The organism is Amycolatopsis sp. NPDC104775 (assembly GCF_055583325.1).
In genome coordinates, this window is sequence record NZ_JBVJOE010000010.1 from 81,583 (window position 1) to 104,131 (window position 22,549).

Here is a 22,549-nt window from a genome sequence, read left to right on the forward strand (position 1 = left end):
TCCCCTAGTCCAGGCCCAGTTCGCGGTCGATGAGGTCGAACATCTCGTCGTCGGTCGCCGTGCCGAGGTCGTCGTCCGGCTCGCCCCGCACCGTCGCGAGCATCGCCCGCAACCGCTCGGCGACGTCCGCTCGCTCGCTTTCGTCCACTGCGGACAGCCGGACGGCCAGCCGGTCCAGCTCGGTCCCGATCGACCCGGCCGCGGGAGCGATCCGCGACCGCAGATGGTCGGCGACCGCGACCGGCGTCGGATGGTCGAACACCAGCGTCGCCGGCAACCGGAGCCCGACGCGTTCGCCCAGCCGGCCGCGCAACTCCATCGCGGTCAGCGAGTCGTAGCCGAGGTCTCGGAACGGCTGGTCGTCGCCAATGGCCTCGGGACTGCTGTGCCCCAGAACAAGCGCCGCCTGTTCACGAACCAGCCGCAGCAGCGTCGCGCGCTGCTCCACTTCGGACATAGCGGCCAGACGACCGGCCAAAGCAGATTCTTCCTGCGGTGTCGACTCGCTCATGGCCTGTACCGCTTCCGGTACACCGGTCAGCAACGGCCGGGAGCGCGCGGAGGTGAACGGCGGCACGAAGCGCGCCCAGTCGACGTCCGCCACGGCGAGCATCGCCTGGTCCTGCCCGAGAATCCGGCGCAGGGCAGCGAGTGCGGGCCGGGTACCGATCAACGGCAAACCCTGGCGGCGCAACTGATCCGGGTCGACGCCATCGGGGAACTTGGCCCCGTCCCAGACGCCCCACGCCACGGAGGTAGCTGGGCAGCCCTTGGCCCGCAGCCGCACCGCCAGTGCGTCGAGGTACGCGTTTCCGGCGGCATACGCACCGTGGTCGCCGCTTCCCCAGACGCCCGCGATGGACGAGAAGAACACCAGTGCGTCGAGCTCGTCGTGGTCGAGCAGCCGGGCCAGGTTCTCCGCACCGGAAATCTTCGCCTCGACGACGGCGGCGAATTCCTCCAGATCGATGTCCTTCACCGCGCCGAGCTTCATCAGCGCGGCAGCGTGGAACACCGAACGCACGACGCACCCGCGCTCGCGAAGACTGTCGAGCAGCTTCGCGACCGCATCCGGGTCCGCGATGTCGCAGGCGGCGATCGTGACCTCCGCGCCGAGTTCGGTGAGTTCGGCTTCGAGTTCCGCGGTGCCGTCGGCCGCCGGTCCGCTGCGGCTGACCAGGACCACGTGGTCCGCGCCTTCGCGGGCCAGCCAGCGGGCGATGTCCGGGCCGAGCGCACCGGTGCCGCCGGTGACGATGGCGGTATCCCGGGCCTGCCAGGTTCTTCCGCCGATGGCCGGGGCACGCACGAGACGGGCGACCTGGACGTCGTCGGGGCCGAGGGCGAACTGATCCTCGTCGGCCCAGCCGCCGGCGATGGCGTGCTTCACGGCGGTCAGCTCATCCGGGCCGAAATCCTCCGGCAGGTCGATCAGGCCGCCCCAGGCCTTCGGGTGTTCCAGCGCCACGACTCGGCCCAGGCCCCAGATCTGCGCCTGCATCGGGTCCGGGCCGCTGACCGCGCCGCGGGTGACCGTCCACAGGGGAATATCGAGATCGCGCACGGCCTGCGCAAGCGCGAGGCTTCCAGCGACACCGCGCGACAGCTGCGGATAACTCGGATGCGGCCGGTCATCCGCCGCGAGCAAAGAAACAAGCGCGTCGGGACGGCCGATCTCCGCCACCGCCGCAGCGGCGTGTTCCGGATCGAACTCGATCACTCGCGCGGACAGTCCGGTCAGGACGGTCGTTGCCCAGCCGCGGTACCCGGCCGGAACGAGCGCCACCAACTGACCTGGCTCAGTCTTCGCCGGAGCACCGACGGGCTGCCACTCGACCGCGTAACGCCACTTGTCCACTGGGGACTGGCCCGAGCCGGCCGGCCAGTACCGCTGGCGCTGGAACGCGTAACCAGGCAGCTCGACCGGCCGTGCTGGCGTGACCGGGAACGTCTTCGCCCAATCGACGACCACCCCGCGCACGTGCGCTTCGGCCGCCGAGGAGAGGAATCGGTCGAGACCGCCGTCGTCGCGACGGAGGGTCGTGAGGACCAGCGCCGGGCTGTCGGCGGTGTCGATGGTCTCCTGGATTCCCTGCGCGGCCACCGGATGCGGGCTGACCTCAATAAAGGTGCCGAAGCGGTCCCACAACGCGGCGCGGACCGATTCCTCGAAGCGCACCGTCTGACGGAGATTCGTGTACCAGTAGTCACCGTCGAGACCGTGAGTGTCGATGACCGCTCCGTGCACTGTGGAATAGAACGCGATCTCCGCACTGCGCGGGGAGATCTCGCTGAGCTGTTCGGTCAGCCGGTCCCGAATGGACTCGACCTGCGTGGAGTGCGACGCGTAATCCACCGCGATACGGCGCGCCCGGATCTCGCGCGACTCGCAGACTTCTAGCAGCTTCTCGACCGCTTCGGGACTTCCGGAGACCACTGTGGACGAGGGCCCGTTCACCGCGGCGACTTCCAGCTCGCCCAGCAGGTCCGCCAGGTCGCCGACCGGCAATGCCACCGAAACCATGCCGCCCTGACCAGCCAAAACCTCGCTGATCAGCTTGCTCCGCAAAGCCACCACGCGCGCGCCGTCTCGCAACGACAGCGCACCCGCCACGCAGGCCGCGGCGATCTCGCCTTGGCTGTGGCCGATCACCGCGGCCGGTTCCACTCCGTACGACCGCCACAGTCCGGCCAACGCCACCATCACGGCCCACGACGCGGGCTGCACGACATCGACGCGGTCCAGCAACGCACTGTCGGTCAACGCTTCGTCCAGCGACCAGTCCACGAATTCGTCCAGCGCCTCAGCACATTCCGCCAGCCGCGCCGCGAACTCGGCGGACTCCGCAGCCAGCTCCCGCGCCATCCCGACCCACTGCGAGCCCTGGCCCGGGAACACGAACACCACCCGGCCGGGCGCGGTCGCGGCGGTGCCGCGGATCACTCCCGGCACCTCACGACCAGTAGCGAGCGCGTCGAGCTTTTGCCGCAGTTCGTCCCGGGTGGACGCGACCACCACGCCCCGGTCCGGCAGCACAGCGCGCGTCACTGCCGAGGCGTAGCCAAGTTCCGCGACAGTGAGATCCGGTCGTTCAGTCATGAACTCACGCAATCGCGCGGCCTGCGCAGACAACGCCGTTTCGCCGCGCCCGGACACCAAGACCGGTACCGGACCGGAGGAAGGAACCTCCGCTCGTTCAACGGCGGGGCCTTGTTCAAGGATGACGTGCGCGTTGGTCCCACTGATCCCGAACGACGACACTCCCGCCCGCCGCGGCCGGTCCACTGCGGGCCATTCAACGTTGTCCGTCAGCAACTCCACCGCGCCCGCCGACCAATCGACGTGCGGCGAAGGTTCGTCCACATGCAACGTTCGCGGCAGCAGGCCGTCCTGCATTGCCAGCACCATCTTAATGACACCGGCCACCCCGGACGCCGCCTGAGTGTGCCCGAGATTCGATTTCAGCGAACCAAGCCACAGTGGACGCTCGCGCTCTTGCCCATAGGTGGCCAGCAAGGCCTGAGCCTCGATCGGATCGCCCAGCGCCGTGCCCGTACCGTGCGCCTCGACCGCGTCAACGTCCTGAGCAGACAAACCGGCCGAAGCGAGCGCCGCCCGGATCACCCGTTCCTGTGAAGGACCATTCGGCGCGGTCAACCCGTTCGACGCACCGTCCTGATTTACCGCGGAGCCCCGCACGACAGCCAGCACGCGGTGTCCGTTGCGCTCGGCGTCCGAAAGCCGTTCCAGCACCAGCATGCCCACGCCTTCGGACCAGCCGGTGCCGTCGGCCGCCGCGGCGAACGGCTTGCACCGGCCGTCCGGCGCGAGACCGCGCTGACGGCTGAACTCGGTGAACGTGGTCGGCGTCGCCATCACCGCGACCCCTCCGGCCAACGCCAGCGAACACTCCCCCGACCGGAGCGACTGCGCCGCCAAATGCAGCGCCACCAGCGACGACGAGCACGCGGTGTCCACAGTGACCGCCGGGCCTTCGAGACCGAACGAATACGACACCCGTCCTGATGCGACGCTCCCGCTCGTGCCGGTCAGCACCTGGCCTTCCAGCTCCTCCGGAATCTCCCCGAAGGCCGCGCTGTAGTCGTGATACATCAGACCGGCGAACACCCCGGCGCGGCTGCCGCGCAAGGACAACGGGTTGATTCCGGCTCGCTCCAACGCTTCCCACGAAGTCTCCAGCAGCAACCGCTGCTGCGGATCCGTCGCCAAGGCCTCCCGCGGTGAGATCCCGAACAACGCGGCGTCGAATTCCGCCGCGCCGGACAGGAAACCGCCCTGCCGGACGTAACTGGTGCCGGGATGGTCGGGATCGGCGTGGAACAGCGCGTCGACGTCCCAGCCGCGGTCGTCGGGGAACTCGCCGATCGCGTCGCCGCCCTCGGAGACGAACCGCCACAGCTGTTCGGGCGAATCGATGCCGCCCGGGTACCGGCAGGCCATCCCGACGATCGCGATCGGCTCGTCCGCGGGACGCGCTGGCTCAGCCGCGACCGGGCGTTTCGCGCCGACTAGCTGGCCACGCAGGTAGTCCGCCAGCGCGGCCGGGGTCGGATGGTCGAAAACGGCCGTCGCGGGCAGCCGCAGACTGGTCAGGCGGCTCAGCCGAGTGCGCAGTTCGACGCCGGTCAAGGAGTCGAACCCGAAGTCTTTGAACGGCCGGTCCGGCGACAGCCCGGCCGGATCGGAGTGCCCGAGGACCACCGCGACCTGCGCCAACACCAGGTCCAGCGCGTGCTGTTCGCCGTCGCTGCCGGTGAGCCGGTTCAGCAGGGCACCGGAGTCGGCGGTGGTCGAGCGCGGCACCAAGCCGCGCAAAACCGCAGGCAGCAAGCCGTCTCGGTCCTGTGCGCGCAAGGCGGCGAGGTCGAGCCGCACCGGGACGAGCACTGGCTCGTCGAGCGCGGTCGCGGTGTCGAAGAGCGCCAGCCCTTCGGCGGCGGACAGCGGGATCACCCCGGCACGCGCCATCCGGGCCATGTCGACCTCGCTCAGGTGCTCGGTCATCTCGCTGCGGTCCGCCCAAAATCCCCAGGCCAGCGAGGATGCCGCCAAACCGCGCGTGTGACGGTCAGCGGCCAGCGCGTCGAGCACCGCATTCGCGGCTGCGTACGCGGCCTGGCCAGGACTGCCGAAGGTTCCGGCGATCGAGGAAAACAGGACGAACGCCTCGAGGTCGCTCGTCAGCTCGTCGAGGTTGCGCGCGCCCGCGACCTTGGCGCGCATGACGTGCTCGACCCGGTCCGCGGTAAGCGATTCGATCACCGCGTCGTCCAGCACTCCAGCGGCATGCACGACGGCGGTGACCGGGTGCTCCGCGAGCAACGCCGCGACGGCGTCCCGGTCCGCCACATCGCAGGCCGCCACGGTAACCGCGCAGTCCTGTTCGGACAGTTCGGCGCGCAACTCCGCCATACCCGGAGCCGCCGCACCTCGGCGACTGACGAGCACCAGCCGCCGCACCCCGTGCTCCGTCACCAGATGCCGGGCAATCAGCTTGCCGAGCGTCCCGCCAGCGCCGGTGATCAGCACTGTGGAATGCGGGCCCCATGGCGGTTTCGTTGCCGTACCAGTCGCTCTCGTCAGCCGCGGCACCAGAACTCGGCCAGCGCGGAGGGCGAGCTGCGGCTCTCCAGTCGCCACGGCGCGGGCGAGCAGCCGCTCGTCACCGTCCTCGACCAGCACGAATCGGCCGGGATGTTCGGACTGGGCCGAACGCACCAAGCCCCAGACGGCCGCTGCGGCCACGGAGTCGCTGGTCACTAACGCCAGCCGGGACTCGGCGAACCGGTCTTCGGCAAGCCACTGCTGTACCACCGCGAGCGCCCGGTCCGGGGTGTCCGCGCGGACACCGATCGTTGCGGACACCTCGTCCACTTCGGACAACTCGGCCACCATCAGCAGAGAGCCCTCAGCTGGCACGGAAATCGGCGACCACTCGACGCGGTAAAGCGATTCGGTGCCGAACTGGTTCATCGTCACCGGGCGGAGCGCGACCGAGTCCACAGTGGCCACTGGGTTGCCGTGTTCGTCGGCTAGGTCAATGGCACCGGCGGCAGTCAGACGCCCGCGCAGAGTGGTCGCGCTGGTCGGATACAGCCGGACTCCGGTGAACGTGAACGGCAGCATGGTGTCGCCGGTGTCCGGGAGGATGGCGTGCAGCGCGGCGTCGAGCAGCGCGGGATGCACGACGTACTGGCCTGGCGCTTCCGGCAGACTGATCTCCGCGAACACTTCGTCACCACGACGCCAGATCTTCCGGAGCCCTTGGAAGACCGGACCGTAGCCGTAACCGCGATCGGCCAACGTCTCGTAGCGCGAAGGCACTTCGACGGCACCAGCAGGTGGCCACACGCTGAGGTCGGCCACCGGACGACTGCCTGCGCCGAGCAGGCCGGTCGCGTGGCGAGTCCAGTCGGCACTCGGGTCGGTACGGGAGTAGATCTCCACCGTGCGCTGGCCGTCGTCCCCGGCGGATCCGACCGTCAGCTGAATCTGCGCGCCGTCCCGGTCCGGCACGACGAGCGGAGCCTGCAGCGTGAGTTCTTCGACGGATGGGCAGCCGAGCTGCGCACCGGCCCAAGCCGCCTGCTCGACGAACGCGGTGCCCGGCAGCACGACGGTGCCCAACACAGCGTGATCAGCCAGCCAGGAGTGCTTACGTACCGTCACGTTCCCGGTGGCCAGCAACGGATACGCCCCAGCGACCGACGTCACGGCACCCAGCAAGGGATGCGTGGACGGCTGCAGCCCGAGCGCCACCGGGTCCGCGGAACCTGCCGGGGTTTCGAGCCAGTAGTGCTGGTGTTGGAAGGCATACGTGGGCAACTCGAGGGCAGGCTCAGTCCCGTTGATCGGCCAGTCCACCGCGATCCCGCGAACGTAGGCTTCCGCCAGCGAGGCCAGGAACCTCTCGGAACCGCCTTCGTCCCGCCGCAGCGAACCGACCGCCGCCGCGCCGGGGACGGCATCCTCCACATTGGCCACCAGCAACGGATGCGGGCTGGTCTCGACGAAGAACCGGTTCCCCGCCTCGGCCGCTGCCCGGACAGCCTGCTCAAAGTGGACGGTCTCGCGAAGGTTCCGGTACCAGTACTCGGCATCCAGCTCGGTGGTGTCGATCCGGGAACCGGTGACCGTGGAATAAAACGGGATAGCCGACGGGCGCGGCACGATTCCGGACAGCAACTCCACCAGCTGCTCGCGGAGCGGTTCGACCTGTGCGGAGTGCGCGGCGTAGTCCACCGGGATCAGCCGGGCGCGCGCACCCTCGGCGGTGAATTCGGCCAGCAGCTTCGTCAGTTCGCCCGGATCACCCGACAGCACGACAGCCGACGGTCCGTTCACCGCCGCGATCGAGACCTTCGGCGTAAGCCGAGGTTCCACTGCGGCCGGCGGCAACAGCACGGACAACATGCCGCCGGGCTCGGTCAACGCGGTCAGCACTTTGCCCCGCAACGCGACGACCGCCGCCGCGTCCTCCAGCGACAACGCACCCGCGACACAGGCCGCCGCGATTTCTCCCTGCGAGTGCCCGATCACCGCCGAGGGTTCGACGCCGTGGGAACGCCACAGTTCGGCCAGCGAAACCATCACCGCGAACAACGCGGGCTGTACGACGTCGACGCGTTCGAGCGCGGCCGGGTCGCCGAGCACTTCGAGTAGCTTCCAGTCCACATGCGACTGCAAGGCGTCCGCGCAGGCATTCAGCCGAGCAGCGAACACCGGCGACTCGGCGAGCAACCGCTGTGCCATCCCTGCCCACTGGCCGCCCTGGCCGGGGAAAACGAAAGCGATGCCGCCCGTGATGTCGGCAGTGCCCTGGACGATGCCCGGTGCTTCGCGTCCATCGGCCAGTGCGTGCAATTGCCGCAGCAACTCGGCTCGGTCGTCGGCCAGTAGTGCCGCTCGATGTTCCAGCGCGGCGCGGGTCGTCACGCTGGCGTACGCGAGGTCGGCGACTGTCGCTTCTGGACGGTCGGTCACGAAGTCCCGCAGCCGCGCGGCTTGGGCTTGTACCGCCGCCGCGTTCTGTCCGGCCAGCAACACCGGAGCCGTTCCCTCAACCGCTGAGCGCTCGGCAGCGGGGGCCTGTTCCACGATGACGTGCGCGTTGGTTCCGCTGATGCCGAACGACGACACCCCGGCCCGCCGCGGCCGATCCGTCGCAGGCCACTCCACGGACTCCGTCAGCAACTCCACCGCGCCGGCCGACCAATCGACGTGCGGCGAAGGCTCGGCCACATGCAACGTCCGCGGCAAGACGCCGTCCCGCATGGCGAGCACCATCTTGATGACTCCGGCGACCCCGGCCGCCGCCTGCATGTGCCCGAGGTTGGACTTGACCGATCCCAGCCACAGTGGACGTTCCCGGTCCTGCCCGTAGGTGGCCAGCAACGCCTGTGCCTCAATCGGATCGCCGAGCGCGGTGCCAGTGCCGTGTGCCTCAACGGCGTCAACGTCCCGAGCAGACAACCCTGCCGAAGCAAGCGCCGCCCGAATCACCCGCTCCTGCGAAGGACCATTCGGTGCCGTCAGGCCATTCGACGCACCGTCCTGGTTTATCGCAGACCCGCGCAGTACGCCGAGAATCCGCCGCCCGTTGCGTTGGGCTACCGAAAGCGGCTCCAGCAACACCATTCCGACGCCCTCGGCCCAAGCCGTTCCATCCGCATCCGCGGAGAACGCCTTGCACCGGCCGTCCGGAGCCAGCCCGCGTTGCCTGCTGAACTCGATGAACATCCCCGGCGAAGCCAGCACGGTCACCCCGCCCGCCAGCGCGAGCGAACACTCCCCGGACCGCAGCGATCGCGCCGCCAAATGCAGCGCCACCAACGACGACGAGCAGGCCGTATCCACCGTCACCGCCGGACCTTCGAGCCCGAACGAATACGACACCCGACCCGACGCGACGCTCGGCGTCGTGCCGGTCAGCACGTAACCGTCCCCTTCGGACGATTCGTGCATCCGTGCGCCGTAGTCTTGCGCGGTGGCACCGACGAACACTCCGGTCCGGCTGCCGCGCAAGGACAACGGGTCGATCCCGGCCCGCTCGAACGCTTCCCACGAAGTCTCTAGCAGCAACCGCTGCTGCGGATCCATCGCCAATGCCTCACGCGGCGAAATCCCGAACAACTCCGCATCGAACTCCGCCGCACCGGACAGGAAACCGCCCTGCCGGACGTAACTCGTCCCCGATTCGCCGGACAACCCGGCCAGGTCCCAGCCGCGATCGTCCGGGAAGTCGCCGATCGCGTCGCCTTCACCGCGCACGAACTGCCAGAACTCTTCCGGTCCGTCGAGCCCGCCGGGGAACCGGCACGCCATTCCGACGATCGCAACCGGCTCGTCGACCGGCGTCACCACCTCGTCCGGCACCGTTTCGGAACCACCGGACAGCGCCGCGGCCACCGCGGCCGGGGTTGGATGGTCGAACAGCGTCGCAGGCGAGACTCGCCGCCCCAGCGCCTCAGTGAGCCGATCGCTCAACTCGACCAGCATCAACGACCCGAAACCCAAATCCTTGAACGGACGCCGCACATCGACCGCGTCCGGCGACTCGTACTCCAGCACCGCGGCAGCATGCTGGCGAACCAGCTCCAGCAAGTTCGGCGCACTATCCACAGTGGACTTCGCCGAAACCGGCTCGATCACCGCGCCCGGCCAATACCGTTGCCGCTGGAACGGATACGTCGGCAACTTCACCCGGTGCGCACCGTGCGCGGCATAGAACGACTGCCAGTCCACAGAAAGCCCGCGAACGTACGCGCGCGCCACAGCTTCGAGCAGCGCACGAACCTCGTCCCGATCCCGGCCGCGCGACACCGGCAGGAACGCGGCGTCAGCGGAATCGCGCCCCAGCGCGGACAACGTCCCGTCCGGCCCCAGCTCCACAAAGGTTGTCACGCCGCGTTCGGCACAACGCCGGATCCCGTCGGCGAACCGCACCGCCTCGCGCGCGTGCCGAGCCCAATACTCCGGCGACCGGATCTCGTCGAAGCTCAGCTCACGACCGGTCACATTGGACACCACCGGCAGCTGCGGTTCGCGCCAGGCGACCGCCGAAGCGACAGCCCGGAACTCGTCCAGCATCGGGTCCATCAACGGCGAGTGGAACGCGTGGCTGACCCGCAACCGGCGAGTCTTCCGGCCCCGCGCGGCCCACCGCTGCGCGATCTCCAGCACCGCGTCCTCAGCGCCGGACAACACCGTCGCCGACGGTCCGTTGACCGCGGCGATCGCGATGTCGGCCCGCGCGTCCACCTCGGACCGCAATTCGGCTTCACTGGCCCGCACCGAAACCATCGCGCCGCCCGGCAACGCCTGCATCAACCGGCCTCGGGCAGCCACCAGCGCACACGCGTCGGACAGCGACAAAGCACCAGCGGCGTAGACCGCGGCCAGCTCGCCGACGGAGTGTCCAAGCAGGACATCCGCCCGCACGCCCCACTCTGTCAGCAGGCGGAGCAACGCGACTTCGATCGCGAACAACGCGGGCTGGGTGTAGGCCGTCTCGTCCAGTGTGGACGAAGCGGAGAACATCACCTCGCGCAACGGCCGGTCGAGATGAGTGTCGAACTCCGCGCACACCTCGTCCAACGCTGCCGCGAAGACCTCGAATCGCTCGTAGAGCGCCCGTCCCATCCCGGCCCACTGACTGCCCTGACCGGTGAACAGGAACGCGACTTCCCCAGGCTCCGCAGTGCCCTGGATCGCCCCAGCCCCCGACGCGAGCGCGGCCAATCCGGAGTCGACCTCGGCCGCGTCCGCAGCGACCACGACCGCCCGCCGCTCCAACGCGGCCCGGGTCGTCGCGAGCGAGTACCCCAGGTCAGCCGGTGCCGCCTCGACCTCGCGCAAGCCGGACGCCAACTCACCCAGCGCGGCCTCGCTGCGCGCGGACAGCGGGAGCAAGACCGGCAGGTCGGAGTCGGTCCGCGAAGTGCTGGCCGCCCAGCCCGACAGCACCAGGTGGCAGTTCGTCCCGCCCATCCCGAACGAGCTGACCGCGACCCGCGCCGACTCCGGCAGCGGCTCCGCCGAGGTGACGACCCGCATCCGCAGCTCGTCGAACGGAATCGCCGGATTGGGCGTCTCGAAATTCCGGCTCTGCGGCACCGACTGATGCGCGAGACACAGCACTGCCTTGAGCAGTCCCGCGATCCCGGCCGCGCCTTCGAGATGGCCGATGTTGGTCTTGACCGACCCGACCAGCAGCTCCCGCTTCGCGGAGTACACCCGCCCGAGCGCCGCCGCCTCGATCGGATCGCCCAGTGGCGTGCCAGTTCCGTGAAGCTCCACATAGGACACTTCACTCGGCGAGATCCCTGCCCGGCGGCAAGCCAGCCGCAGTACTTCCTCTTGCGATTGCTGGCTCGGCGCAGTCAATCCGGCACCGCCGCCGTCATTGTTGACCGCGCTGCCCTGGATCACCGCGTAGACCTGATCACCGTCCGCGAGCGCCCGCGACAGTGTCTTCAACACGACGACCCCGCCGCCTTCACCACGCGCATATCCGTTGGCGCGCGCGTCAAAGGTGTAACTGCGACCGTCCGGAGACAACGCGCCGAACGCCTCAATGACGTCGTGGGCACCTTGAGTGAGGTTGAGATTCACCCCGCCCGCAAGCGCGACCTCGCACTCGCCATCCCGCAAGCTGCGGCAAGCCAAATGCACCGCGAGCAGCGACGATGACTGTGCACTGTCGACGGTGAGACTCGGCCCGCGCAGGCCGAGTGCGTACGAAACCCGGTTGGCGATGAGTCCTCGGCTCAGCCCGGTGGCGGTGTGCTGCGAGACAGTGTCCGCGATGGTGCCGAAATCCCCAGCGACAGCACCGAAAAACACACCGACCACACCGGACGCGCTGGGTACCGTGCCAGCGTCCTCCAGCGCTTCCCACGACAGTTCCAGCATCAACCGCTGCTGCGGATCGGTGACCGCCGCCTCGCGCGGGGAGATGCCGAAGAACTGTGCGTCGAACTTGTCGACCTGGTCGAGGAAACCGGCCCGCACCGGCTGGCCGTCCGGGGTGCGCAGCGGCTCGGGACCACCGGGGACGAACCGGGTCTCCGGGGCTTCCCCGACCGCCTCCGCCCCGTCCCGCAACAGCTTCCAGAACTCAGCCGGGTTCGCTGCCCCCGGCAGCCGGCAGGACATCCCGACGACCGCGACCGGGTCGTCTTCTCTCGCCGAACTCACTGGACGCACCACCCCCCGGGTGTCGATCACGCAGCGTTGAGCAGAACCGGAAGATCCGCGTATCCGCGCAGCACGAGGTTGTCGATGCGGGTGGCTGCCTTGTCCGCCCGCTCGATCCGGTACCGCGTGACCAGCTCGGTGAGCGCGACCTGCGTGGACAGCCGGGCCAGCGGAGCACCGACACAGAAGTGCGCGCCGACGCCGAACCCGAGGTTGCGCTCGGGCTTGCGGCGGACGTCGAGAGCGTCCGCGTTCTCGAAGGCGCGCGGATCGTGGTTCGCCGCGCCGACCATGATCGTCACGGCCTCCCCCGCGGCGACCGGCTGACCGGCGATTTCGGTGTCCTCCAACGCCAGCCGCATTCCGGCGACCTGCACCGGCGAGTCGAACCGCAGCAGCTCCTCGACCACGCCGACCACCTCGCCGGGGTTCGCGCGGAACCACTCCAGTTGTTCCGGATGCCGCAGCAGCGCCGCGACGCCGTTGCCGATCAAGTGCGCGGTGGACAGATAGCCCGCGGACAGCAGCAGCCGGCACGTGCTGACCAGCTCGGTCCGGGTGAGCCGGTCCCCGTCCTCGGCGACCGCGACCAGCGCGCTCACCAGGTCCGCCGCCGGTTCGGTCTGCCGGCGGCGGGCCAGCTCGGCGAAGTAGTCGTCGAATTCGGTGCGGGCGCGGTCGCGCTGCTCGGCTTCCTCCGGCGTCAGCAGGAAATCCGGGTCGAGCCCGCGGCCGAGCGCGGCGGACCACTGTTCGAACAGCGGTTTGTCCTCCGCGGGCACGCCGAGCAGTTCGGAGATCAGCTGGGACGGCAGCGCCAGCGCGAGCGAGGTCATCAGGTTCACCGGCTCGCCGTCCGGCTCGGCCGCGGCCTTCGCGAGCAGCCCGCTGGCCAGTTCCTCCGCCCGCGAACGGAGCTTCTCGATCATCGACGCGGAGAACGCCTTCGTGACCAGGCGGCGGATCCGGGTGTGGTCCGGCGGGTCGAGGAAGACGAACGGCCGGACTTCCTCTCCCTCGGCGTTCGTGGTGATCTGCGAAGCGACGAGGCTGCCGTCGCCGTGCCCGAAACTGCGGTTGCGCAGCACCTCCGAACACTCCGGGAACCCGGTCACGACCCACATTCCGGGCGCGGTCCGCAGCGCGGGAGCCTGCTCGCGCATCGAGCGGAACACTGGGTACGGGTCGGCGCGGAACCCGGGATCGGACGGATCGAACGGGAAAAGGTTTGCCAGCGCGGTGGTTTCGGACATGACGGGACACCAATCGGTTCGGCGGTGCGTCGGTCGAGTTCGGAGGGTGCCCGGCCGCCGGGCAGGTGCGGCCGGGAGCGGCGCGTCAGGCGGGAACGAACTCCACCGGCATTTCGAGCGCGACCGTGTGCTTGTTGTTGCGTGCCCACGGAACCGGCCCGGTCAGGCGGACCTCGGCGACCTGGTCGAGCAGTTCGGTGAACAGCGCGCGCAGTTCGGACCGGGCGAGGGTGAGCCCGAGACAGGTGTGCGTGCCGTGGCCGAAGGCGAGATGCGGGTTCGGATCGCGGCGGATGTCGAAAGTGTCCGGGTTCCGGAAAACCTCCGGATCACGGTTGGCCGACGCCCACCAGAGCGTCACCTTGTCGCCTTTCCGGATCAGGTGGCCGCCGAACTGAATATCCTCGGTGGCCGTGCGCCGGTTGTACGGCGTCGGGCTCGACCAGCGGAGCATCTCCTCGATCGCACCGTCCAGCAGCGACCGGTCCGCGCGCAGGTCGCGCCACTGCTCGGGCCGCTCCGCCAGCGCCAGCATGCCGATCGCGATCGCGTTGCGCGTCGGTTCGGTGCCAGCCAGCGAAAGCAGGTTGAAGAACACCTCGCGCTCGTAGTCCGACAGCGGCGCGACGCCTTCGACCTGCGGCAGGTCGGCGTGGATGACCCCGGACAGGAAGTCGTCGCCCGGGTCCGCGCGTTTGGCCGCCACGAGTTCCCGGCTGTAGTTGTACATGTCGAGCAGCACCGACTGGCTGCGGTCGCTCGACTCGCCCAAATCGCGGTCCTCGTAGCCCATCGCGACGTCGGTCCAGCCCACCAGGCGATCCCAGTCCTGCGCCGGAACTCCCAGCAGCGCGGCCATGATCTCGACCGAGAACCGGCCGGCGACCGCGGTCTGGAAATCGCCGGAGCCGCGTTCGACCGCACGGGACACCACGGCCGCGGCGCGGTCCCGGACCACCGGTTCGAGCTTGCCGAGCCCGGAGCCGGTGACCATCGGCGCGACCAGGTCCTTGAGCAGCCGGTGGCGGGGATCGTCCATCATGTTCAGCATTCCGCCGGAGTACGTCCCGGCGGGCAGGTCGTCGAGGTGCGTCCCGCCGCCCTCGCGGGAACCGCCGCCCTGCGACGAGAAAACCGGGTTCTCCGCCGCCTCGACGATGTCGTGGTAGCGGCTGAGCACCCAGAAATCCTCGCCGTCGCGGGTGCGTCCCGGCGGATGCCGCAGCACCGGAGCGGACTCGCGGAGCCGGGCGAAAACGTCGTACGGGAAACCGGCGGCGAACCGGTCCTGATCGGAAAGATCGAAACCGCCGAGGATCTCGGGAAGATCCTGACCGGTGACTTCGGCAGCCCCGCGTGAAGTGGACAGGGCAGGTTGTTGTGCCACTCTTGCGACCCCCAGCGCATTCCGTGATTGAGCCCGACATTGCCGCACGGATCCGAACTACGTCAAGCCTCCGGTTGGGCCTATCCAGGCGGTACCGTCTCGGTCGCGCCGCGTGTCCGACGCCACCGCAGCGCCGTGACCTGCGTCTATCCTCGACAGTCCAAGGACAACTGACCATAAAGGACTACCGCGCGCACCTGATCGGTCACTTCCCGGAGCCGAATCCGAGCATATTCACACTGGAATTCCGCGTTGCTCCATTCTCGGCAGCGCCCAGATATCGGAAACGTCAGCCATTTCCGGGACTCGGCGCGGCTTGCCCGGTCGGCAACTTAACTCGGGCGTCCGGACGAATTACCGTAACTGCCGCGCATTCCCGCCGGAATACGGTTGCGGCAATGTGCTCCGGCAGGGTACGGCGCGTTCTCGAACCGTTCCCGGCGCAACACTCATCAGGATGCGCGGTTTTCCGTGTCCGGCACCCGCTTCGCGCGCACGCCGGTCAGCCGCGGAACTCCACCGGCAGTTCGGCGAGCCCGCGCATCACCACGTTCGGCACCCGGCTGGGTTCCCCGGCGAGCGCGAGGTCGTGGTCGAGCAGCGCGTCCACCGCGGCCTGTGCGGCGAGCCGCGCGACCGGCGCGCCGACGCAGAAGTGGATGCCGAGCCCGAACGCGAGGTTGCGGCTCGCCGGGCGGTCGACCCGCAGTTCCTCCGGGTTCTCGAACAGAGCGGGGTCGCGGTTGGCCGCGCCGAGCAGCAACATCAACTGCTCACCCGGACCGAACGTGGTCCCGCCGATCTCCGCTTCCGCGAGCGCGGTCCGGGAAACCACCTGAACCGGGGCGTCGTAGCGCAGCATTTCCTCGACCGCGCCGGGAATCGCGTCGCGGTGGGCACGCAGCCAGTCGAGCTGGCCGGGCGTCCGCAGCAGCGCGAGCATGCCGTTGCCGATCAGGTTCACCGTGGTCGCGTAGCCCGCGCCGAGCAGCAGCGTGCAGGTGACCAGGATTTCGAATTCAGTGAGCCGATCGCCCGCTTCCTCGGCCGCGACCAGGCTGCTGACGAGATCGTCGCCCGGCTTGCCGCGGCGCGCTTCGACGAGCGTCGCGAAATACTCGCGCAGCTCGCGGCGGCCGTTGTCGCGTTTGGCGATTTCCTCTGGCGTCAGGAAGAAACTCGGGTCGAGACCGCGGGCGATGTCGCTGGTCAGCTGCCGAAAGCGCGGTTCGTGTTCGGGTTCGACGGCCATCAGCTCGCCGAGCAGCAACGCCGGCAGCGGATGCGCGACAGCCGACATCAGGTCGGCCGTTCCGCTCGCGACGGCCGCGCCAACGAGCTCCTGCGCCAGCTCGCGAGCCCGGTCGCGCATGCCGTCGACCCGGCGCGCGGCGAACGCTTTGCTGACCAGTGTCCGGATTCGCGTGTGCTCCGGCGGGTCGGCGAAGATGAACGGCCGCACGACGGAACCGTCCTCGGCCGTGTTGAAGTGGTCGGCGACCGTGGCGCCGTCTCCCCAGCCGAAGCGGGGATCGCGCAGCACGGCCGAGCAGTCCTCGAAGCCGGTCAGCGCCCACAGGCCCGCGGGCGTCCGCAGGATCGGGCTTTCCTCGCGCAGCGTGCGGTAGGTCGGGTACGGATCGCTGATGAAGGCGGGATCGAACGGGTCGTAGGGCAGCAGCTGGGCGAGCAGCCCGGCATCGGCAGTCATCGGCGTCCTCCTGGGGCGGGGCGGGGAGGTCCGCGAAAAGCCGTGACAGCACAAGGAATCGGGCGGCCTGTAACCGCCGAGTCCTCATCGAACATCCCCAGTGCGGCGACCAGCCTCGTCACCTCCGGCCACCTTTGCAGGCGGTCGCGCCGATTGTCAACCGGCGTGAGCGGGCCGGACGCGACCGGTCACCGAGAGCCGCGAGAGGCTCCCGGTGACCGGGTTTTCGTTGCTCCGCAACGAGCGCTCAGTTGAGCTGGTCCGGGTCCGGCCCGGTGCGCAGGCCGCGGTCGGCGGCGGCGATCGCAGTGAGGTCGGCGTCGGTCAGCTCAAAGTCGAAAACGTCGAGGTTCTGCCGGATCCGGGCGGGCGTCACGGACTTGGGGATCACGATGTTGCCCAGCTGCAGGTGCCAGCGCAGCACGACCTGAGCGGCGGATTTCCCGGTGCGCGCGGCGATTTCGGCGATCGCCGGGTCGTTCAGGACCGCGCCCTGGGCCAGCGGGCTCCACGCTTCGGTGGCGATGCCGTGCTCGGCGTGAAAGGCGCGCAGTTCGGCCTGCTGCAGGCCGGGGTGCAGCTCGATCTGGTTCACCGCGGGCACGAGGTCGCTGTTGTCGAGCAGGCGGCGCAGGTGCGCGGGCTGGAAATTGGACACTCCGGCGGCGCGGATGCGGCCGTCCTTGGCGAGGTGCTCCAGCGCGCGCCAGGTGTCGAGGTAACGGTCTCGGGCGGGCGTCGGCCAGTGGATCAGGTAGAGGTCGACGTAATCGAGACCGAGCTTGGCGAGGCTGGCGTCGAAGGCGCGCAGGGTGGAGTCGTAACCCTGGTCGTCGTTCCACAGCTTGGTGGTGACGAAGAGTTCCCGGCGCGAGATCCCCGAGTCGGCGATGGCGCGTCCGACGCCCGTTTCGTTGCCGTAGATCGCGGCGGTGTCAATACTGCGGTACCCGGCTTCGAGCGCGCTGGCCACCGCGGCCGTCGTCTGGTCGTCCGGGACCTGGAAGACGCCGAAGCCGAGTTGCGGGATCTCGACGCCGTTGTTGAGGCGGACCTTCATCACAATTGCCTTTCTCAGTTCTGGACAAGGGTTTCGGCCTTCGCGACGCGCGGCCGTCGCTCGAGCGCGGCCGACAAGAACGCGAGACCGAGCGCGGAACCGGCGAGCGCGACCCCGACCCAGTTCGGTGCGGTGTAGCCGAATCCGGCGGAAATCACGACGCCGCCGAGCCACGCGGACAGCGCGTTGCCGAGGTTGAACGCGCCGATGTTGACCACGGACGCGAGCGTCGGCGCGCCGTGCGCCTGGTCGAGCACGCGCTTCTGCAGCGGCGGCACAGTGGCGAAGCCGAGCGCGCCGATCAGCAGAATCGTTGCCGCGGCGAAGATTTTGCTGTGCGCGGTGACGGTGAACAACGCCAGGACGATCGCGAGCCCGCCGAGGCTGACGTACAGCATCGGCATGAGCTTGCGGTCGGCGAACCGCCCGCCGGTGAGGTTGCCGAGGAACATGCCGATGCCGAACAGCACCAGCAGCCAGGTCACCGCACCGGGCGAGTATCCGGCGATCTCGGTCATCATCGGGGCGATGTAGGTGATCGCGGCGAAGACCCCGCCGAAACCGAGCACCGTCATGGCCATCGCGAGCACCACCTGGATGTTCCGGAACGCGGCCAGCTCCTTGCGCAGATGCGCTCCCTCGGGCCGCGGCAGATCCGGCACCAGCTTCGCGACTCCCGCGAGCCCGACGACGCCCAGCGCCGCGACGATCCCGAAGGTGACCCGCCAGCCGGCCGCCTGTCCGACGAACGTGCCCAGCGGCACGCCGACGATGTTGGCCACGGTGAGCCCGGTGAACATGATCGCGATCGCCCCGGCCCGCTTGTCCGGCGCGACCAGCTCCGCCGCGACGACCGAGCCGATCCCGAAGAACGCCCCGTGCGCGAGCGACGCGACGATCCGCCCGGCGAGCATTACGCCGTAGACAGGCGCGACCGCCGACAGCAGGTTCCCGGCGATGAACAGGCCCATGAGCAGCATGAGCATGGTTTTGCGGTTGATCTTGGTGCCCAGCATCGTCATCACCGGTGCTCCGGCGACGACCCCGAGCGCGTACCCGGTCACCAGGAAGCCCGCGGCCGGGATGGACACGGCGAACTCGGCGGCGATCTCGGGGAGCAGGCCCATGATCACGAATTCGGTGGTGCCGATCCCGAACGCGCCGATGGCCAGCGCTACCAGTGCTAGTGGCATGAGCCCGCGTCTCCTTGGTGTCGTGCTCTGCGTGTAGGTGCCTCTTGTCGGCCTCCGCAATAGTTGCACACGCGCTATGTTGTTGGCGCGCGTTGTTGACGCGAGTCACAGTTGGGGGCGGTGGGGGAAGCTCAGTCCGTCAGCGCGTCAAGCGCGTGCTTGAGCTCCGGAACCCAGGCTTCGTGCTCCGGCTTCATCAACACCGACCGGAGGATGGTGACGGTTTCGGCGTCGCGTTCGACGTCCGGGTGCAGTGCGGCGAAAGCGTCCGCGTCAACGCGCAGCGTGGACAGGTAGAGCGGGTTTTCCCGGTCCGCCATGCCTTTCTGGAGGATGGTGTTGGCCGCCTCGGTGATTTCGCTCATCCGGGTCCGTCGGGGCCAGTAGGAGACGATGTCCAACGTGGGCTCGAGATGCAGCGCGAAACGGTCGGAATCTTTGAGCAGCCCGGCGAAATCGTTCGCCGCCCGTCGGCACGCGGCCAGCAACCGGCCAAGGCCGCGGTTTCGTTCCAGTGGAAATGCTTGCAGGGTAAGCCAAAGCGCTCCGGCAGCGGCACCCGCGCGGGAGCATTCCAGGGAGATCTCCCCGAGGTGCAGTTCGTCGGAAGTGAAGTAGGTATAGGGAGAATCGTGCTTGTAGAACCGGCCGACCGCCGGGTCGGCGAACACCACCGCGCCGCAGCCGTAGGGCTGGAGGCCGTGCTTGTGCGGATCGACGACAACGGAATCGCACGAGCCGATCGCACGGTAGGCCTCGTACTCGTCCAGCAGGGTGTAGAAGCCTCCGTACGCACCGTCGACGTGCAGGCGGACTCCGTACCGTTCCTTCAGCGCGAGGGCTTGCTGGATGTCGTCAACGGCCCCGAGACCGGTGGTTCCTGGAGTAAGCACCACCGTCCCGACCCCGCCGCGGCGGATTTCAGCTTCGACCGCTGACATGTCAACGCGTCCGTCGGGAAGTGCTCGCACCGCACGGGATTCCACGCCGAGCACCTGGCACATGCGCCCGTGCGTGTAGTGCGCGTCCCGCGAATGGACGACCGCCTTGCCCGGGGCCAGTTCGCGGGCGACCCAGAGGGCTTCGAGGTTCGCGATCGTCCCGCTGGAAGTGAGGTGGCCGAGCGACGGCTGTGCGAAGCCGAACATCCGCGCCAGGTCCGCGATGACCTCGACCTCCATCGGCGAGGTGGCCTGCGAGGCGTCGAGCGCGTGGTTGTTCGGGTTGACCACCATCGCGGCGAGGTACGCCGCGACCGCGACCGGATGCGGCGGTTTGAGCATCTGCCCTGCGTAACGAGGGTGGAAGAACGGGAAGGACGCGTCCATCCGCGCGGCGTAGGCGTCCAGCAGCGCGGGGAGATCGACGTCCGGCTGGCTCGCCGGGGACGGGGTGAACGGACCCCATTTGCGTTCCCAGGCCTCGACGCCGCGGAGAGCCTGGTCGATCAGTTCGCGCCGGTCCATGCGTCACCTCGTCGGTCGCTGGTTGCTGCCTCGTCGGCACCCTACCGACCACCGTCCAGCGCATTGGGCTTCTCGCGCCGGGGATCTAAGGTGTGACGACCTTTCTTGCGCACGGCGAGGAGCTTCCGATGACTGACGGCCCAGCGTCCGAACCCCCCCCCCGCAGCCGCCACCGGCGCCATGGCCCGGACAGCCCTGGCCCGCGCAGCCGAACGCCCCGCAGTACCCGGGCTACCCGCCTGCCCAGCAATGGGCGCCACCGGCGAACGGCGTCTGGCTCGGCGTGACGGCGCTGGTGCTCGGCCTGCTCGGCTGCGTGGTCCCGCTGCTGCCGATCGACCTGTCCGGCATCCGGGCGTACCTCGCGTTCCCCTTCGGCCTGCCCGGGCTGGCGTGCGGCCTCGTCGGCGTCATCGGGCGGCGCACCGGAAAGCCGCTGTCCGGAGTGGGCATCGGGGTGTCGGCGCTCGCGCTGGTGTTCGGCATGATCATGCTCGCCAGCCTGGCCGTGGGGTGACCGGCGGCGTTCTGCCCTGAGCGGAACCGCTGTCGCCGCGGGCCGGGCGGATGCCAGGCTGGGCCTATGGCGGACATCCTTCCTTTCCACCAGCGCCGCGCCCCCGTCCGGGACGACGAGACGGAACCCCTGTGGCGCGAGGTGCTCGGCCGCAGTCTCCGCGCCGCCCGGGAAAACCAGGGCGAGCGGCTCGTCGACGTCGCCGAGCGGGCCGGGATCTCGCCGCAGTACCTGTCCGAGATCGAACGCGGCCGGAAGGAACCGTCGAGCGAGATGATCGCCGCGGTGACCGGCGCGCTCGGGGTGAGCCTCGCCGGTCTGCTGAGCGGGATCGCCGGGGACATGCGGCGGATCAGCGTGGTCGGCCCGCGCCCGGCACGCCGTCCGGCCGGGCCGGTGCTGATGGCTGCCTGAACGGCGAGGCCGCGGGCCGCAACCCCAGGCCGGCCCGCGCACCCCGCCTCACGGACGAGCTTCGATCACCTGGTCCGCCAGCCCGTACTCCACCGCCCCGGCCGCGTCGAACACCCGGTCGCGGTCGGTGTCGTGCCGGAGCTGCTCCACGTCGTGGCCGGTGTGCCGGGACGTGATCCGCTCCAGCTGGGTCCGGACCCGGATCACCTCGTCCGCCTGCAGGATCAGGTCCGGGATCGTCCCGCGCCCCTGCGCGGCGGGCTGATGCAGCACCACCCGCGCGTGCGGCAGCACCGACCGGCGGCCTTCCGCACCGGCGGCCAGCAACACCGCGCCCGTGGCCACCGCCTGGCCGACGCAGGTCGTCGCCACCGGAGCCTTGATGAAGCGCATCGTGTCGTAGAGCGCCAGCATCGCGGCCGGGTCGCCGCCCTCGGAATTGATGTACAGGTTGATTTCCTGTTCCGGGTTGTCCGATTCCAGGAACAGCAGCTGCGCGATCAGCGCGTTCGCGACGCCCGAATCGATCGCCGTGCCCAGGTACACGATCCGTTCGGACAACAGGTGCGAATAGACGTCCATGATCCGCTCGCCGCCCGGGCTGCGGGTCACGACATTCGGGATGGTGTAGGTGCTCATGCGCGTACCCCCAGGCCCATCGCGTGCGTGCGCACCGGCACGACCTGCTCCAGGCGGTCGACGATCTGGTCGATGAAGCCGTAGTCCTTGGCCTCCGCGGCGGTGTACCACCGGTCGTGCAGGGAATCGGCGAAAATGCGGTCGAACGGCTGCCCGGTGTCCTGCGCGGTGAGGCCCAGCACGGTGTCCCGGGTGTAGCGCAGGTCGTCGGCCTGTACCTCGACCTCCACGGCCGAGCCGCCGATGCCCGACGATCCTTGGTGCATCAGGATGCGCGCGTGCGGCAGGGCGAATCGCTTCCCTGGCGTGCCCGCGGACAGCAGGAACTGCCCCGCGCTGCACGCCAAGCCGAGCGCGAGCGTCGAAACGTCGCACGGCACCAGCCGCATCACGTCGCGGATCGCGAGCATCGACGGGACCGAACCGCCGGGCGAGTGGATCCACAGCGCGATGTCCTTGACCGGGTCTTCTCCGGCCAGGGACAGCATCTGGGTCGCGAGGACCGTCCCGTTGTCGTCGTCGAGCACGCCGTCCAGCACGAGGACCCGCTGGCTCAGGAACCGTTCCCGGAGCCGCTGATCGAACATCGGCGGAGTCGATTCGTTGGTCATGCCTCGACTGTGCCGCCGCGCGTCCGGCCGTGTCCGCCTTCGCCGCTGACGGCAGATCTGCTGTGAGCAGCGTGGAAA

The 22,549-nt window shown here is 69.3% G+C and carries 11 protein-coding genes; 2 read left to right on the forward strand and 9 right to left on the reverse strand.

What is annotated here, in order from left to right; all coding sequences use genetic code 11:
• Positions 1–4: 4 nt before the first annotated feature.
• The 7 genes from ACZ63D_RS34630 to ACZ63D_RS34660 form a co-directional block, all read right to left on the reverse strand.
• On the reverse strand, positions 5–12,220 hold the full coding sequence (locus ACZ63D_RS34630) for an SDR family NAD(P)-dependent oxidoreductase (RefSeq protein ID WP_465358541.1): 12,216 nt from the start codon (positions 12,218–12,220) through the stop codon (positions 5–7).
• A gap of 26 nt (positions 12,221–12,246) precedes the next feature.
• A complete protein-coding gene (locus ACZ63D_RS34635; RefSeq protein ID WP_465358542.1) occupies positions 12,247–13,473 on the reverse strand; it encodes a cytochrome P450 in 1,227 nt (408 codons plus the stop codon).
• Between the two features lie 85 nt (positions 13,474–13,558).
• The gene (locus ACZ63D_RS34640; protein WP_465358543.1) at positions 13,559–14,860 is read right to left on the reverse strand and encodes a cytochrome P450; all 1,302 of its coding nucleotides are present in this window, start codon (positions 14,858–14,860) and stop codon (positions 13,559–13,561) included.
• 502 nt (positions 14,861–15,362) lie between these two features.
• Positions 15,363–16,571, reverse strand: a complete 1,209-nt coding sequence (locus tag ACZ63D_RS34645) for a cytochrome P450 (RefSeq protein ID WP_465358544.1) — start codon at positions 16,569–16,571, stop codon at positions 15,363–15,365.
• Positions 16,572–16,818: 247 nt separating this feature from the next.
• Positions 16,819–17,631 (reverse strand): aldo/keto reductase, encoded by an 813-nt coding sequence (locus tag ACZ63D_RS34650; protein WP_465358545.1) that lies wholly within the window; start codon positions 17,629–17,631, stop codon positions 16,819–16,821.
• Between the two features lie 14 nt (positions 17,632–17,645).
• Positions 17,646–18,824 (reverse strand): MFS transporter, encoded by a 1,179-nt coding sequence (locus ACZ63D_RS34655; protein WP_465358546.1) that lies wholly within the window; start codon positions 18,822–18,824, stop codon positions 17,646–17,648.
• A gap of 131 nt (positions 18,825–18,955) precedes the next feature.
• Positions 18,956–20,290, reverse strand: a complete 1,335-nt coding sequence (locus ACZ63D_RS34660; RefSeq protein WP_465358547.1) for a pyridoxal phosphate-dependent decarboxylase family protein — start codon at positions 20,288–20,290, stop codon at positions 18,956–18,958.
• Positions 20,291–20,573: 283 nt separating this feature from the next.
• On the opposite strand from ACZ63D_RS34660, the gene ACZ63D_RS34665 reads away from it, so the two are divergent.
• Both ACZ63D_RS34665 and ACZ63D_RS34670 read left to right on the forward strand, forming a co-directional pair.
• Positions 20,574–20,807 (forward strand): hypothetical protein, encoded by a 234-nt coding sequence (locus ACZ63D_RS34665; RefSeq protein ID WP_465358548.1) that lies wholly within the window; start codon positions 20,574–20,576, stop codon positions 20,805–20,807.
• Between the two features lie 66 nt (positions 20,808–20,873).
• Entirely contained in the window at positions 20,874–21,221 is a 348-nt protein-coding gene (locus tag ACZ63D_RS34670; protein WP_465358549.1) for a helix-turn-helix domain-containing protein, read from the forward strand.
• Positions 21,222–21,269: 48 nt separating this feature from the next.
• On the opposite strand, the gene ACZ63D_RS34675 is transcribed toward ACZ63D_RS34670, so the two are convergent.
• Both ACZ63D_RS34675 and ACZ63D_RS34680 read right to left on the reverse strand, forming a co-directional pair.
• Complete coding sequence (locus ACZ63D_RS34675) at positions 21,270–21,860, reverse strand: ClpP family protease (protein ID WP_465358550.1); 591 nt, start codon at positions 21,858–21,860, stop codon at positions 21,270–21,272.
• Entirely contained in the window at positions 21,857–22,471 is a 615-nt protein-coding gene (locus ACZ63D_RS34680) for a ClpP family protease (RefSeq protein ID WP_465358551.1), read from the reverse strand. The genes ACZ63D_RS34675 and ACZ63D_RS34680 overlap by 4 nt, the downstream gene beginning before the upstream one ends.
• Positions 22,472–22,549: the final 78 nt, after the last annotated feature.

Coding starts and splice junctions, on each gene's coding strand:
- ACZ63D_RS34655 (WP_465358546.1), bottom strand. CDS start 18,824: ATGCCACTAGCACTGGTAGCGCTGGCCATCGGCGCGTTCGGGATCGGC.
- ACZ63D_RS34660 (WP_465358547.1), bottom strand. CDS start 20,290: ATGGACCGGCGCGAACTGATCGACCAGGCTCTCCGCGGCGTCGAGGCC.
- ACZ63D_RS34650 (WP_465358545.1), bottom strand. CDS start 17,631: ATGAAGGTCCGCCTCAACAACGGCGTCGAGATCCCGCAACTCGGCTTC.
- ACZ63D_RS34645 (WP_465358544.1), bottom strand. CDS start 16,571: ATGACTGCCGATGCCGGGCTGCTCGCCCAGCTGCTGCCCTACGACCCG.
- ACZ63D_RS34670 (WP_465358549.1), top strand. CDS start 20,874: ATGGCGGACATCCTTCCTTTCCACCAGCGCCGCGCCCCCGTCCGGGAC.
- ACZ63D_RS34675 (WP_465358550.1), bottom strand. CDS start 21,860: ATGAGCACCTACACCATCCCGAATGTCGTGACCCGCAGCCCGGGCGGC.
- ACZ63D_RS34680 (WP_465358551.1), bottom strand. CDS start 22,471: ATGACCAACGAATCGACTCCGCCGATGTTCGATCAGCGGCTCCGGGAA.
- ACZ63D_RS34635 (WP_465358542.1), bottom strand. CDS start 13,473: ATGTCCGAAACCACCGCGCTGGCAAACCTTTTCCCGTTCGATCCGTCC.